The 14255-nt window shown below is 56.2% G+C and carries 10 protein-coding genes, 6 tRNA genes and 2 rRNA genes; all 18 read left to right on the forward strand.

Annotated elements, in window-relative coordinates; translation table 11 throughout:
• The first annotated feature begins 1 nt into the window (after position 1).
• Positions 2 to 78 (forward strand) — tRNA-Ile (locus ACSMEV_RS05255).
• A 31-nt stretch (positions 79 to 109) separates the two neighbouring features.
• Positions 110 to 185, forward strand: a tRNA-Ala gene (locus tag ACSMEV_RS05260).
• Between the two features lie 257 nt (positions 186 to 442).
• Positions 443 to 3335: ribosomal RNA gene (locus ACSMEV_RS05265) — 23S ribosomal RNA — on the forward strand.
• 125 nt (positions 3336 to 3460) lie between these two features.
• Positions 3461 to 3576, forward strand: a 5S ribosomal RNA gene (gene rrf / locus ACSMEV_RS05270).
• Positions 3577 to 3725: 149 nt separating this feature from the next.
• Positions 3726 to 4685 (forward strand): bifunctional biotin--[acetyl-CoA-carboxylase] ligase/biotin operon repressor BirA, encoded by a 960-nt coding sequence (gene birA / locus ACSMEV_RS05275; protein ID WP_459207543.1) that lies wholly within the window; start codon positions 3726 to 3728, stop codon positions 4683 to 4685.
• A complete protein-coding gene (locus ACSMEV_RS05280; RefSeq protein WP_459207544.1) occupies positions 4675 to 5427 on the forward strand; it encodes a pantothenate kinase in 753 nt (250 codons plus the stop codon). The genes birA and ACSMEV_RS05280 overlap by 11 nt, the downstream gene beginning before the upstream one ends.
• A 7-nt stretch (positions 5428 to 5434) precedes the next feature.
• Positions 5435 to 5860, forward strand: a complete 426-nt coding sequence (locus ACSMEV_RS05285) for a hypothetical protein (RefSeq protein ID WP_459207545.1) — start codon at positions 5435 to 5437, stop codon at positions 5858 to 5860.
• Positions 5861 to 6004: 144 nt separating this feature from the next.
• A tRNA-Tyr gene (locus ACSMEV_RS05290) sits at positions 6005 to 6089 on the forward strand.
• Positions 6090 to 6111: 22 nt separating this feature from the next.
• Positions 6112 to 6185, forward strand: a tRNA-Gly gene (locus ACSMEV_RS05295).
• A 23-nt stretch (positions 6186 to 6208) separates the two neighbouring features.
• Positions 6209 to 6284, forward strand: a tRNA-Thr gene (locus ACSMEV_RS05300).
• 193 nt (positions 6285 to 6477) lie between these two features.
• Positions 6478 to 6553: transfer RNA gene (locus ACSMEV_RS05305), tRNA-Trp, on the forward strand.
• 44 nt (positions 6554 to 6597) lie between these two features.
• Entirely contained in the window at positions 6598 to 6966 is a 369-nt protein-coding gene (gene secE / locus ACSMEV_RS05310; RefSeq protein ID WP_459207546.1) for a preprotein translocase subunit SecE, read from the forward strand.
• 9 nt (positions 6967 to 6975) lie between these two features.
• Positions 6976 to 7509 carry a transcription termination/antitermination protein NusG gene (nusG, locus tag ACSMEV_RS05315; RefSeq protein ID WP_296269191.1) on the forward strand — a complete coding sequence of 178 codons (534 nt, stop codon included), beginning with the start codon at positions 6976 to 6978 and terminating at the stop codon, positions 7507 to 7509.
• Between the two features lie 119 nt (positions 7510 to 7628).
• A complete protein-coding gene (gene rplK, locus ACSMEV_RS05320) occupies positions 7629 to 8060 on the forward strand; it encodes a 50S ribosomal protein L11 (protein ID WP_028633698.1) in 432 nt (143 codons plus the stop codon).
• Positions 8060 to 8755 carry a 50S ribosomal protein L1 gene (gene rplA, locus ACSMEV_RS05325; protein ID WP_296269192.1) on the forward strand — a complete coding sequence of 232 codons (696 nt, stop codon included), beginning with the start codon at positions 8060 to 8062 and terminating at the stop codon, positions 8753 to 8755. Before rplK ends, rplA begins: the two co-directional genes overlap by 1 nt.
• Positions 8756 to 8956: 201 nt before the next feature.
• Positions 8957 to 9457, forward strand: coding sequence for a 50S ribosomal protein L10 (rplJ, locus tag ACSMEV_RS05330; protein WP_296269193.1), 501 nt, complete (start codon positions 8957 to 8959; stop codon positions 9455 to 9457).
• A gap of 78 nt (positions 9458 to 9535) precedes the next feature.
• On the forward strand, positions 9536 to 9901 hold the full coding sequence (rplL, locus tag ACSMEV_RS05335) for a 50S ribosomal protein L7/L12 (RefSeq protein ID WP_296269194.1): 366 nt from the start codon (positions 9536 to 9538) through the stop codon (positions 9899 to 9901).
• 220 nt (positions 9902 to 10121) lie between these two features.
• On the forward strand, positions 10122 to 14195 hold the full coding sequence (gene rpoB, locus ACSMEV_RS05340) for a DNA-directed RNA polymerase subunit beta (protein WP_313740365.1): 4074 nt from the start codon (positions 10122 to 10124) through the stop codon (positions 14193 to 14195).
• Positions 14196 to 14255 lie beyond the last annotated feature (60 nt).

Genomic DNA, 14255 nt, shown 5'->3' on the forward strand with positions numbered 1-14255 from the left:
TAGGTCTGTAGCTCAGTTGGTTAGAGCGCACCCCTGATAAGGGTGAGGTCGGCAGTTCAAATCTGCCCAGACCTACCATTTCATGGTGCGGCTAGACGCTACGACACACGGGGCCATAGCTCAGCTGGGAGAGCGCCTGCCTTGCACGCAGGAGGTCAGCGGTTCGATCCCGCTTGGCTCCACCACCTTTTAGCATCGTTTGCCTGTTCAGAACTTAGAAATGAACATTCCACTCACGGTTTGAGTGCGCTGAATGTTGATTTCTGACTTTTGTCAGATCGTTCTTTAAAAATTCGGATATGTGATAGAAATAGACTGATGGCCACTTTCACTGGTGGTGATCAGGCTAAGGTAAAATTTGTGAGTTCTGCGCGTAAGCGCAAATTGCGAATTTTCGGCGAATGTCGTCTTCACAGTATAACCAGATTGCTTGGGGTTATATGGTCAAGTGAAGAAGCGCATACGGTGGATGCCTTGGCAGTCAGAGGCGATGAAAGACGTGGTAGCCTGCGAAAAGCTTTGGGGAGTCGGCAAACAGACTGTGATCCAGAGATCTCTGAATGGGGGAACCCAGCCAGCACAAGCTGGTTATCTTGTACTGAATACATAGGTGCAAGAGGCGAACCAGGGGAACTGAAACATCTAAGTACCCTGAGGAAAAGAAATCAACCGAGATTCCCTTAGTAGTGGCGAGCGAACGGGGACCAGCCCTTAAGTTGGTTTGAGATTAGTGGAACGCTCTGGAAAGTGCGGCCATAGTGGGTGATAGCCCCGTACACGAAAATCTCTTGTCAATGAAATCGAGTAGGACGGAGCACGAGAAACTTTGTCTGAATATGGGGGGACCATCCTCCAAGGCTAAATACTACTGACTGACCGATAGTGAACCAGTACCGTGAGGGAAAGGCGAAAAGAACCCCGGAGAGGGGAGTGAAATAGATCCTGAAACCGTATGCGTACAAGCAGTGGGAGCCTACTTTGTTAGGTGACTGCGTACCTTTTGTATAATGGGTCAGCGACTTATATTCAGTGGCGAGCTTAACCGAATAGGGGAGGCGTAGCGAAAGCGAGTCTTAATAGGGCGTTTAGTCGCTGGGTATAGACCCGAAACCGGGCGATCTATCCATGGGCAGGTTGAAGGTTAGGTAACACTGACTGGAGGACCGAACCGACTACCGTTGAAAAGTTAGCGGATGACCTGTGGATCGGAGTGAAAGGCTAATCAAGCTCGGAGATAGCTGGTTCTCCTCGAAAGCTATTTAGGTAGCGCCTCATGTATCACTGTAGGGGGTAGAGCACTGTTTCGGCTAGGGGGTCATCCCGACTTACCAAACCGATGCAAACTCCGAATACCTACAAGTGCCGAGCATGGGAGACACACGGCGGGTGCTAACGTCCGTCGTGAAAAGGGAAACAACCCAGACCGTCAGCTAAGGTCCCAAAATCCTGGTTAAGTGGGAAACGATGTGGGAAGGCTTAGACAGCTAGGAGGTTGGCTTAGAAGCAGCCACCCTTTAAAGAAAGCGTAATAGCTCACTAGTCGAGTCGGCCTGCGCGGAAGATGTAACGGGGCTCAAACCAGGTACCGAAGCTACGGGTATCACCTCTTGGTGATGCGGTAGAGGAGCGTTCTGTAAGCCTGTGAAGGTGAGTTGAGAAGCTTGCTGGAGGTATCAGAAGTGCGAATGCTGACATGAGTAACGACAATGCGAGTGAAAAACTCGCACGCCGAAAGACCAAGGTTTCCTGCGCAACGTTAATCGACGCAGGGTTAGTCGGTCCCTAAGGCGAGGCTGAAAAGCGTAGTCGATGGAAAACAGGTTAATATTCCTGTACTTGCGATTGTTGCGATGGAGGGACGGAGAAGGCTAGGCCAGCTTGGCGTTGGTTGTCCAAGTTTAAGGTGGTAGGCTGAGATCTTAGGCAAATCCGGGATCTCAAGGCCGAGAGCTGATGACGAGTTGCCTTTAGGCGACGAAGTGGTTGATGCCATGCTTCCAAGAAAAGCTCCTAAGCTTCAGACAATCGGGAACCGTACCCCAAACCGACACAGGTGGTTGGGTAGAGAATACCAAGGCGCTTGAGAGAACTCGGGTGAAGGAACTAGGCAAAATGGCACCGTAACTTCGGGAGAAGGTGCGCCGGTGAGGGTGAAGGACTTGCTCCGTAAGCTCATGCCGGTCGAAGATACCAGGCCGCTGCGACTGTTTATTAAAAACACAGCACTCTGCAAACACGAAAGTGGACGTATAGGGTGTGACGCCTGCCCGGTGCCGGAAGGTTAATTGATGGGGTTAGCGCAAGCGAAGCTCTTGATCGAAGCCCCGGTAAACGGCGGCCGTAACTATAACGGTCCTAAGGTAGCGAAATTCCTTGTCGGGTAAGTTCCGACCTGCACGAATGGCGTAACGATGGCGGCGCTGTCTCCACCCGAGACTCAGTGAAATTGAAATCGCTGTGAAGATGCAGTGTATCCGCGGCTAGACGGAAAGACCCCGTGAACCTTTACTATAGCTTTGCACTGGACTTTGAATTTGCTTGTGTAGGATAGGTGGGAGGCTTTGAAGTGGGGACGCCAGTCCTCATGGAGCCATCCTTGAAATACCACCCTGGCAACTTTGAGGTTCTAACTCAGGTCCGTCATCCGGATCGAGGACAGTGTATGGTGGGTAGTTTGACTGGGGCGGTCTCCTCCCAAAGAGTAACGGAGGAGTACGAAGGTGCGCTCAGACCGGTCGGAAATCGGTCGTAGAGTATAAAGGCAAAAGCGCGCTTGACTGCGAGACCCACACGTCGAGCAGGTACGAAAGTAGGTCTTAGTGATCCGGTGGTTCTGTATGGAAGGGCCATCGCTCAACGGATAAAAGGTACTCCGGGGATAACAGGCTGATACCGCCCAAGAGTTCATATCGACGGCGGTGTTTGGCACCTCGATGTCGGCTCATCACATCCTGGGGCTGAAGCCGGTCCCAAGGGTATGGCTGTTCGCCATTTAAAGTGGTACGCGAGCTGGGTTTAGAACGTCGTGAGACAGTTCGGTCCCTATCTGCCGTGGACGTTTGAGATTTGAGAGGGGCTGCTCCTAGTACGAGAGGACCGGAGTGGACGAACCTCTGGTGTTCCGGTTGTCACGCCAGTGGCATTGCCGGGTAGCTATGTTCGGAAGAGATAACCGCTGAAAGCATCTAAGCGGGAAACTTGCCTCAAGATGAGATCTCACTGGGATCTTGAATCCCCTAAAGGGCCGTCGAAGACTACGACGTTGATAGGTTGGGTGTGTAAGCGCTGTGAGGCGTTGAGCTAACCAATACTAATTGCCCGTGAGGCTTGACCATATAACACCCAAGCAATCTGCCAAGCGCAGGTTGGGTGGAAGACGCATCGACGAAGATTCGCACACAAATCATCACATATCCGAATTGGCTGGCACGTCGGCAACGACGAACCGGCAACCGAATTTCTTGACGACCATAGAGCATTGGAACCACCTGATCCCATCCCGAACTCAGCAGTGAAACGATGCATCGCCGATGGTAGTGTGGGGTTTCCCCATGTGAGAGTAGGTCATCGTCAAGATTCATTTCGCAAAACCCCTATCTGCACATGCAGGTAGGGGTTTTGTCTTTTCTGCGCGTGTGAATGAGCGCTCATCCCGATGCCGTTGTTCCTATGCATTTTTTCAGGGCGTGGCTATCATGCCAGCCTCATTCAAAATCGAGACTGGCATGCTGAAGTTGTTGAACCTTCTCAAGGATGGCCGCTTCCACTCAGGCGAAGAACTGGGCGCCGCCTTGGGGGTGAGTCGCAGCGCTGTCTGGAAGCAATTGCAGAGCCTGCAGTCCGAATGCAGCCTGACCATCCACAAAGTACGCGGCCGGGGCTACCAGCTCTCGGCGCCCTTGCAATTACTCGATTCTCAAGCCATTGGCGCGCATGGTCAGGCGCCGCAATGGCCCGTGTTCGTGTACGAAACTATCGATTCGACCAACGCTGAAGCATTGCGTTTGATCGGACAAGGGCGCTCGGCGCCTTTCCTGGTCGTAGCGGAAAGCCAGACCGCAGGGCGTGGCCGTCGCGGCAGGCAGTGGGTTAGCCCCTTCGCCGAAAACCTCTACTACAGCCTGGTGTTGCGTATAGATGGCGGCATGCGCCAGCTTGAAGGGCTCAGCTTAGTGGTCGGCCTAGCGGTGATGCGTTCGCTAGAGGCGCTGGGTGTACGGGATATCGGTCTGAAATGGCCGAACGATGTGCTGGTTCGTGACCAGAAAGTCGCTGGAATTCTGCTCGAGCTGATAGGTGATCCAGCGGATATCTGTCATGTCGTCATGGGCATAGGCATCAACGTGAACATGCAAGCTAATACCGAGGTCGATCAGCGCTGGACCTCGGTAAAGCGCGAAACCGGTAAAGGCGTTGATCGCAATCACCTGGTGGCGATACTGGGTAGGCAATTGAGTCAAGAGCTGGAACGGCATCGCCAGCATGGGTTCGCTGTCTTTCGAGAGGAGTGGGAGCAAGCCCACGTTTGGCAGGGTCGAGAGGCCTCGCTGATAGCGGGTAGCACTCGTACCGACGGAATTGTCCGCGGTATCGATGCGCAAGGCGGCCTGCGGCTTGAAGTTGATGGCGTTGAAAAGAGCTTCAGCGGTGGTGAGCTCAGTCTGAGGTTGCGTAATGATTCTTGAGCTCGATTGCGGTAACAGCTTCATAAAGTGGCGAGTCATAGCTGCCACGGATGCATCGATCATAAGCGGCGGGATCGCTGACTCGGACGAGCAGCTCTTGCAGGCTCTCGCCACCAGCCACCCTGAGATACGGCTGGTGGCATGCCGAATGGTCAGCGTTCGCAGCGAGGAGGAAACGGCAGCGCTGAGCACCGCGTTGCGGCAAACCTTCGGCGTAGAAGTACAAGTCGCAGCGCCAGCTAGAAAACTCGCAGGCGTGCGTAATGGTTATGAGGAATACCAGCGTCTGGGCATGGATCGGTGGTTGGCGATTTTAGGTGGCTTCCATCTGGCTGGCAGAGCATGCCTGATCATCGACTTCGGCACTGCAGCCAAGGCGGATTTCGTCGCGGCGGATGGTGAGCATTTGGGCGGCTACATATGCCCAGGCATGCCGCTGATGCGCAGCCAATTACGTACCCATACCCGGCGGATACGCTATGACGACGCTTCGGCGGAACGTGCGATGGCCAGCCTGGCGCCGGGCACTTCTACGGTCGAAGCCGTAGAGCGTGGCTGCGTGATGATGTTGCAAGGCTTCGCGCGTTCCCAGATAGACCAAGCCATAGCGTTGTGGGGAGAGGACTTCACTGTATTTCTCACCGGCGGCGATGCGCCCTTGGCAAAAAGCGCTGCCCCTCGGGCTCGTATCGTATCTGACCTGGTGTTCGTTGGGCTCGCGCTTGCCTGTCCCATGCATTGAGGTGTCTATGCGCTGGTTATTCATGCTGTTGCTTGTACTCAACATCGGCTATTTCGCCTGGCATCGATACGAGGCGCCGTTACGAGTCAAAGACGTCACGCCTTTATCGCTATATAAAGGCGGGCAGCAGGAAATCCGTCTGATACGCGAGGCCGGCGTAGGGCAGGCAGTGCGCAAGCGAGACGAGTGCTTGGTGATCGGTGGACTGCAGAGTGAGGAACTGCTGGAGTCGCTGCGCCAGCGCCTGATCAGCCTGGATATCTCTACTCAAAGCATACCGCGCGGACTTCCAGGAGAAGCCGGTCACTGGCTGCAGGTAGAGGTCCAGAGCGAACGTTTGCTGGATCAACCGGTGCTCTTGAGTCTTTCCAAGGATTTCAAAGACTTAAAACATAAAATTATTTTATGTGGGGGGGTTGCAAGTGCTGGTTAGCTTGATAGAATGGCGCCCGCTTCGCAGGGAACACCACTCAGGTGGTTGAACCGGAAGCTGCTGTCGAATGAGCTAACCTCAAGATTTAAATGAGAAAAAGCTTGACAGCAGGACGGCAAGAGTTGAAAATGCCGCCCACGCTCAGGAGGGGTTCCCGAGCGGCCAAAGGGATCAGACTGTAAATCTGACGTCTTCGACTTCGAAGGTTCGAATCCTTCCCCCTCCACCATTTTGCGAGAGCTGCAAGCTCCGCGGGTATAGTTTAGTGGTAGAACCTCAGCCTTCCAAGCTGATGATGCGGGTTCGATTCCCGCTACCCGCTCCAAGTTTGCTGTTTTCAATGTGTTTGCTCTTGTAGCTCAGTTGGTAGAGCACACCCTTGGTAAGGGTGAGGTCAGCGGTTCAAGTCCGCTCAAGAGCTCCATATAGACAAAGGCAGATATGAAAATATCTGCCTTTGTTTTATCAGGAAGATCGAATTCGCTTTCTGGTAAAAGCGCCAGCAGTCAACGATTCGCAAGGTTGGCGGTGCGCAGGGCGGGCAGCAAAAACGCCCTAACAAGTGGTTGATTTCCCAAGATCAGATCGGCATAATGCGCCGCCTGATACAGCGTTAAAGGTCAGTAGCTCAATTGGCAGAGCGACGGTCTCCAAAACCGTAGGTTGGGGGTTCGATTCCCTCCTGACCTGCCATTCACCTCGGCGTGATTGGCTTTCTTCTTACAGGATCCTCCTCGATGACTCCCAAAACTGAAGCCCAAGAAACACGTTTCGATCTGTTCAAGTGGCTGGCTGTCGTGGCTTTGGTTGTCGTTGGTGTGGTGGGTAACCAGTATTACTCCGCAGCGCCAATCCTGTATCGCGTACTCGCATTGCTCGCTCTGGCTGCTGTAGCAGGCTTCGTTGCCCTGCAGACGGCGAAGGGCAAGTCGTTCTTTGCGCTCGCGAAGGAAGCTCGCACCGAGATCCGTAAAGTCGTGTGGCCAACCCGCCAAGAAACCATGCAGACCACGTTGATCGTTGTGGTCGTAGTGCTGGTCATGGCGTTGCTGTTGTGGGGTCTCGATTCCCTGCTCGGCTGGTTGGTTTCCTTGGTTGTTGGTTAAGGGTGTCCCGTGGCTAAGCGTTGGTACGTCGTGCATGCTTACTCGGGTTACGAGAAGCATGTAATGCGCTCCCTGATTGAGCGTGTGAAGCTTGCTGGCATGGAAGACGTTTTTGGCGAAATCCTGGTTCCTACCGAGGAAGTCGTCGAAATGCGCAATGGCCAGAAGCGCAAGAGCGAACGAAAATTCTTCCCTGGCTATGTATTGGTCCAGATGGAGATGAGCGAAGGCACTTGGCACCTTGTCAAAGACACGCCTCGCGTAATGGGTTTCATCGGCGGTACCGCAGACAAACCTGCGCCTATCACCGATAAAGAGGCTGAAGCGATCCTGCGCCGCGTTGCGGACGGTAGCGCCAAGCCCAAGCCTAAGACGTTGTTCGAGCCAGGTGAGACCGTGCGTGTCACCGATGGCCCGTTTGCCGACTTTACCGGTAACGTCGAAGAAGTTAACTACGAAAAGAGCAGGCTGCAGGTTGCAGTGCTCATTTTCGGTCGCTCTACTCCGGTAGAGCTCGAGTTCGGCCAGGTCGAGAAGGTCTAGCAGAACGACGCATCCCATACCCCGCAGCCCTATGTGCTGCGGGGTTTTGTCGTCACTGGGATAAAACGCAAGTCATCCGGGGAGCCATCTGGCGTTCGTACCCGATTTTGGAGTAGCTCATGGCTAAGAAGATTCAGGCTTACATCAAGCTGCAAGTAAAGGCCGGCCAGGCCAACCCAAGCCCGCCCGTTGGTCCAGCTCTGGGTCAGCACGGCGTGAACATCATGGAATTCTGCAAGGCCTTCAACGCCCGTACTCAGGGTCAAGAAGCCGGCCTGCCGACTCCCGTGATCATCACCGTCTACAGCGACCGTAGCTTCACCTTCGAAACCAAGAGCACCCCTGCCTCGGTTCTTCTGAAGAAAGCTGCCGGCCTGACCAGCGGTTCGGCTCGTCCGAACACCGTTAAAGTCGGTACCGTGACCCGTGCTCAGCTGGAAGAGATCGCCAAAACCAAACAGGCCGATCTGACTTCTGCTGACTTGGACGCTGCCGTGCGCACCATCGCCGGCTCTGCCCGCAGCATGGGCCTGAACGTGGAGGGTGTGTAATGGCTAAGCTGACCAAGCGCCAAAAAGCTATCGCTTCGAAAGTCGAAGCTGGCAAGAGCTACAGCTTCGAAGACGCCGCCGCTCTGCTGGCTGAGCTGTCTGCTGTCAAGTTCACCGAGTCGTTCGACATCGCTGTCAACCTTGGCGTTGACCCGCGTAAATCCGACCAGGTCGTTCGTAGCGCTACCGTGCTGCCACACGGCACTGGCAAGACCGTACGCGTTGCTGTCTTCACCCAGGGTCCAGCTGCCGAGGCCGCTCTGGCTGCCGGCGCTGACCGTGTAGGTATGGACGATCTGGCTGCCGAAATGAAAGGCGGCGACCTGAACTATGACGTCGTCATCGCATCGCCCGATGCCATGCGCGTTGTAGGTCAGCTGGGTCAGGTTCTGGGTCCTCGCGGCCTGATGCCTAACCCGAAAGTCGGTACCGTGACCCCAGACGTAGCCACCGCGGTTAAAAACGCCAAGGCTGGTCAGGTTCGCTACCGTACCGACAAGAACGGTATCATCCACACTTCCGTCGGCAAGGTTGGCTTCGAAGCCATCAAGCTGAAGGAAAACGTTGAAGCCCTGATCGCCGACCTGAAGCGTATCAAGCCAGCTTCTTCGAAAGGTATCTACGTCAAGCGCGTTACCCTGAGCACCACCATGGGTCCAGGCCTGGTCATCGACCAAGGTTCGCTCGACGTATAAGCGACAATGCCGGCATGGTTTGACCGTGCCGGTAGCAAGAGATTGGGGTCCCTGCCTGGCGGGGGCTATCCAAGACCGTAGGCGACGCAAGTCTTAAACCTCCAGCCTACGCAGATGGTGCTCCCGGTTCGTTATCGAATCAGACACCAAAACGACATCCGGCTCCGGCCAGATGAAACGGTTAAAACCAGGAGTAAACCCGTGGCAATTAAACTCGAAGACAAGAAGGCCATCGTCGCTGAAGTCAACGAGGCTGCCAAAGTCGCTCTGTCTGCTGTCGTGGCTGATGCCCGTGGCGTGACTGTAAGCGCAATGACCGGACTCCGTAAAGAGGCCCGTGAAGCCGGCGTCTACGTACGTGTCGTACGTAACACCCTGCTCAAGCGCGCCGTTGCCGATACTGAATTCAGCATCCTCAACGACGCCTTCACTGGCCCTACCCTGATCGCATTCTCCAACGAACACCCGGGCGCTGCTGCTCGTCTGTTCAAAGAATTCGCCAAGGGTCAGGACAAGTTCGAGATCAAGGCAGCTGCGTTTGACGGCAATTTCATTGCCGCCAACCAGATCGACGTGTTGGCTACCTTGCCGACCCGTGACGAAGCTATCGCTAAGCTGATGAGCGTGATCCAAGGCGCTACCAGCAAGCTGGCTCGTACATTGGCAGCCGTTCGCGACCAGAAAGAAGCTGCTGCGGCCTAAGCCTGCGCATCTGCTTTCAAAATCATACGTTTAATTTGATGGCTGCGTAGGCTGTCACCCCAATACAGGATTTAAGTCATGTCCCTGACTAACGAGCAAATCATCGAAGCAATCGGCCAGAAAACCGTTCTGGAAGTTGTTGAGCTGATCAAAGCAATGGAAGAAACCTTCGGCGTTACCGCTGCTGTCGCCGCTGCTGGCCCAGCTGCTGCCGCTGCCGTCGTTGAAGAGCAAACCGAGTTCAACGTCGTTCTGCTGGAAGCTGGCGACAAGAAGGTCAACGTGATCAAGGCAGTTCGTGAACTGACCGGTCTGGGCCTGAAAGAAGCCAAAGAGAAAGTAGACACCGCTCCTCAGGTCGTTGCTGAAGGCGTTTCGAAAGAAGCCGCTGAAGACGCCAAGAAGAAGCTGGAAGAAGCTGGCGCTAAAGTCGAGCTGAAGTAATTTCGACTGTGCGACTCCAGCCTGAGCGTTAAGCGAAGGCTGATGGCTGGTGGCTTAGGCCACCGGCCTTTTTCCGTTATTGGTGGTCGATTGTTTTCGACCCCGGTAACGCGCGGTAAACACCCATAGTGGGTGGCGCAAACCACGGGGTTTGCACGATTTTCTGGCTGCTCCCGCCGGGAGAAGCCAAACAAGCAGGTGACCAAGCTGGGGAACGCTGATGGCTTACTCATATACTGAGAAAAAACGTATCCGCAAGGACTTTAGCAAGTTGCCGGACGTCATGGATGTGCCTTACCTCCTGGCCATCCAGCTGGATTCGTATCGCGAATTCCTGCAAGCGGGAGCATCCAAGGATCAGTTCCGCGACATAGGCTTGCACGCGGCTTTCAAATCGGTATTCCCGATCATCAGCTACTCCGGCAATGCTGCCCTGGAGTACGTAGGCTATCGCCTGGGCGAACCAGCCTTCGATGTCAAGGAATGCGTGCTTCGCGGTGTGACCTTCGCAGTGCCACTGCGGGTCAAGGTGCGCCTGATCATCTTCGACAAAGAATCGTCGAACAAAGCGATCAAGGACATCAAAGAGCAAGAAGTCTACATGGGTGAAATCCCCCTGATGACTGAGAACGGTACCTTCGTTATCAACGGTACCGAGCGTGTAATCGTTTCCCAGCTGCACCGTTCGCCCGGCGTGTTCTTCGACCACGACCGTGGCAAGACCCACAGCTCCGGCAAACTGCTGTACTCCGCCCGTATCATTCCTTACCGTGGTTCGTGGCTGGACTTCGAGTTCGATCCGAAAGACTGCGTATTCGTCCGGATCGACCGTCGCCGCAAACTGCCGGCATCGGTACTGCTGCGCGCGCTGGGTTACGGCACCGAGGAAATCCTCGATACCTTCTACACCACCAACGTTTTCCACGTGTCGGGCGAGCAGCTCAGCCTGGAGCTGGTGCCTCAGCGCCTGCGTGGTGAAGTCGCCGCGATGGACATCCACGACGAGAACGGCAAAGTCATCGTCGAGCAGGGTCGTCGCATCACCGCCCGTCACGTCAACCAGCTGGAAAAGGCTGGCGTGAAAGAGCTGGCTGTTCCGATGGAATACGTCCTGGGCCGCACCACGGCCAAGGCCATCGTGCATCCGGCTACCGGTGAAATCATCGCCGAGTGCAACACCGAGCTGACCACCGACCTGCTGGTCAAGGTCGCCAAGGCTCAGGTAGTGCGCATCGAGACGCTGTACACCAACGACATCGACTGCGGCCCGTTCATCGCCGATACCCTGAAGATCGACACCACCGGCAACCAACTGGAAGCGCTGGTCGAGATCTACCGGATGATGCGTCCTGGCGAACCGCCAACCAAGGATGCCGCCGAAACCCTGTTCAACAACCTGTTCTTCAGTGCCGAGCGCTACGACCTGTCTGGCGTAGGCCGCATGAAGTTCAACCGTCGTATCGGTCGTACCGAGATCGAAGGTTCGGGCGTGCTGAGCAAGGAAGACATCGTCGAGGTGCTCAAGACCCTCGTCGACATCCGTAACGGCAAAGGCATCGTCGATGACATCGACCACTTGGGTAACCGTCGCGTCCGCTGCGTAGGCGAGATGGCCGAGAACCAGTTCCGTGTTGGCCTGGTGCGCGTCGAGCGTGCGGTCAAGGAGCGTCTGTCGATGGCTGAAAGCGAAGGCTTGATGCCGCAGGACCTGATCAACGCCAAGCCGGTCGCGGCCGCGGTGAAAGAGTTCTTCGGTTCCAGCCAGCTGTCGCAGTTCATGGACCAGAACAACCCGCTCTCCGAGATCACCCACAAGCGCCGCGTCTCCGCGCTTGGCCCGGGCGGTCTGACCCGTGAGCGTGCAGGCTTCGAAGTCCGTGACGTACACCCGACTCACTACGGCCGCGTGTGCCCGATCGAGACCCCTGAAGGTCCGAACATCGGTCTGATCAACTCCCTGGCGGCCTATGCCCGCACCAACCAGTACGGCTTCCTGGAAAGCCCGTACCGTGTGGTGAAGGAAGGCGTAGTCAGCGATGACATCGTGTTCCTGTCGGCTATCGAAGAGGCTGATCACGTGATCGCCCAGGCTTCGGCCGCGATGAACGAGAACAAGCAGCTGATCGACGAACTGGTCGCTGTGCGTCACCTGAACGAGTTCACCGTCAAGGCGCCGGAAGACGTCACCCTGATGGACGTCTCGCCCAAGCAGGTTGTCTCGGTCGCCGCGTCGCTGATCCCGTTCCTCGAGCACGACGACGCCAACCGTGCGTTGATGGGTTCGAACATGCAGCGTCAGGCCGTACCCACCCTGCGCGCCGACAAGCCGCTGGTAGGTACCGGCATGGAGCGCAACGTTGCGCGTGACTCCGGCGTTTGCGTCGTGGCACGTCGTGGCGGTGTGATCGACTCGGTCGATGCCAGCCGTATCGTGGTCCGTGTTGCCGACGACGAAGTCGAGCCGGGCGAAGCCGGTGTCGACATCTACAACCTGACCAAGTACACCCGCTCGAACCAGAACACCTGCATCAACCAGCGTCCGCTGGTGAGCAAAGGTGATCGGGTCCGTCGCAGCGACATCATGGCCGATGGTCCGTCCACCGACATGGGTGAGCTGGCACTGGGTCAGAACATGCGCATCGCCTTCATGGCGTGGAACGGCTTCAACTTCGAAGACTCCATCTGCCTGTCCGAGCGCGTCGTTCAAGAAGACCGCTTCACCACGATCCACATCCAGGAACTGACCTGTGTGGCGCGTGACACCAAGCTTGGCCCAGAGGAAATCACTGCGGACATCCCGAACGTGGGTGAAGCCGCACTGAACAAGCTGGACGAAGCCGGTATCGTTTACGTAGGTGCTGAAGTTGGCGCCGGCGACATTCTGGTCGGCAAGGTCACTCCGAAAGGCGAGACCCAACTGACGCCAGAAGAAAAACTGCTGCGCGCGATCTTCGGTGAGAAGGCCAGCGACGTCAAAGACACCTCCCTGCGCGTACCGACCGGTACCAAAGGCACGGTCATCGACGTACAGGTGTTCACCCGTGATGGCGTCGAGCGCGACAGCCGTGCGCTGTCGATCGAGAAGATGCAGCTCGACGAGATCCGCAAGGACCTCAACGAAGAGTTCCGCATCGTCGAAGGCGCGACTTTCGAACGTCTGCGTTCGGCCCTCAACGGTCAGTCCGTCGATGGCGGCGCTGGCCTGAAGAAAGGCACCGTGATCAGCGATGAAGTCCTCGACGGCCTCGAGCGCGGTCAGTGGTTCAAGCTGCGCATGGCAGAAGACGCCCTGAACGAACAGCTGGAAAAAGCCCAGGCTTACATCGTCGACCGCCGTCGTCTGCTGGACGACAAGTTCGAAGACAAGAAGCGCAAGCTGCAGCAAGGCGATGACCTGGCTCCAGGCGTGCTGAAGATCGTCAAGGTTTACCTGGCCATCCGTCGCCGCATCCAGCCAGGCGACAAGATGGCCGGTCGTCACGGTAACAAAGGTGTAGTCTCGGTCATCATGCCGGTCGAAGACATGCCGCATGACGCCAACGGTACGCCGGTCGACGTCGTGCTCAACCCGTTGGGCGTACCTTCGCGTATGAACGTCGGGCAGATCCTCGAAACCCACCTGGGCCTCGCAGCCAAGGGCTTGGGCGAGAAGATCGATCGCATGCTCGAAGAGCAGCGCAAGGCCGCAGAGCTGCGTGGCTTCCTGACCGAGATCTACAACGAGATCGGCGGTCGTCAGGAAAACCTCGACGAGTTCTCGGACGAAGAGATCATCGCCCTGGCGAACAACCTGAAGAAAGGTGTGCCAATGGCCACGCCAGTCTTCGACGGTGCCAAGGAAAGCGAGATCAAGGCCATGCTGAAGCTGGCAGACCTGCCGGAAAGCGGCCAGATGCAGTTGTTCGACGGCCGTACCGGTAACAAGTTCGAGCGTCCGGTGACCGTTGGTTACATGTACATGCTCAAGCTGAACCACTTGGTGGACGACAAGATGCACGCGCGTTCCACTGGTTCCTATAGCCTGGTCACCCAGCAGCCGCTCGGTGGTAAGGCGCAGTTCGGTGGTCAGCGTTTCGGGGAGATGGAGGTCTGGGCGCTGGAAGCCTATGGCGCCGCCTACACCCTGCAAGAAATGCTCACAGTGAAGTCGGACGACGTGAACGGCCGTACCAAGATGTACAAGAACATCGTGGATGGCGATCACCGTATGGAGCCGGGCATGCCCGAGTCCTTCAACGTGTTGATCAAAGAGATCCGTTCGCTCGGTATCGATATCGATCTGGAAACCGAATAACACGTGACGCGAGGGGAGCGGGGCTGGTAATCGCCCGCTTCCTGCTCCGCCAGGAGGAAA

This window comes from Pseudomonas sp. MLB6B (genome assembly GCF_054508135.1).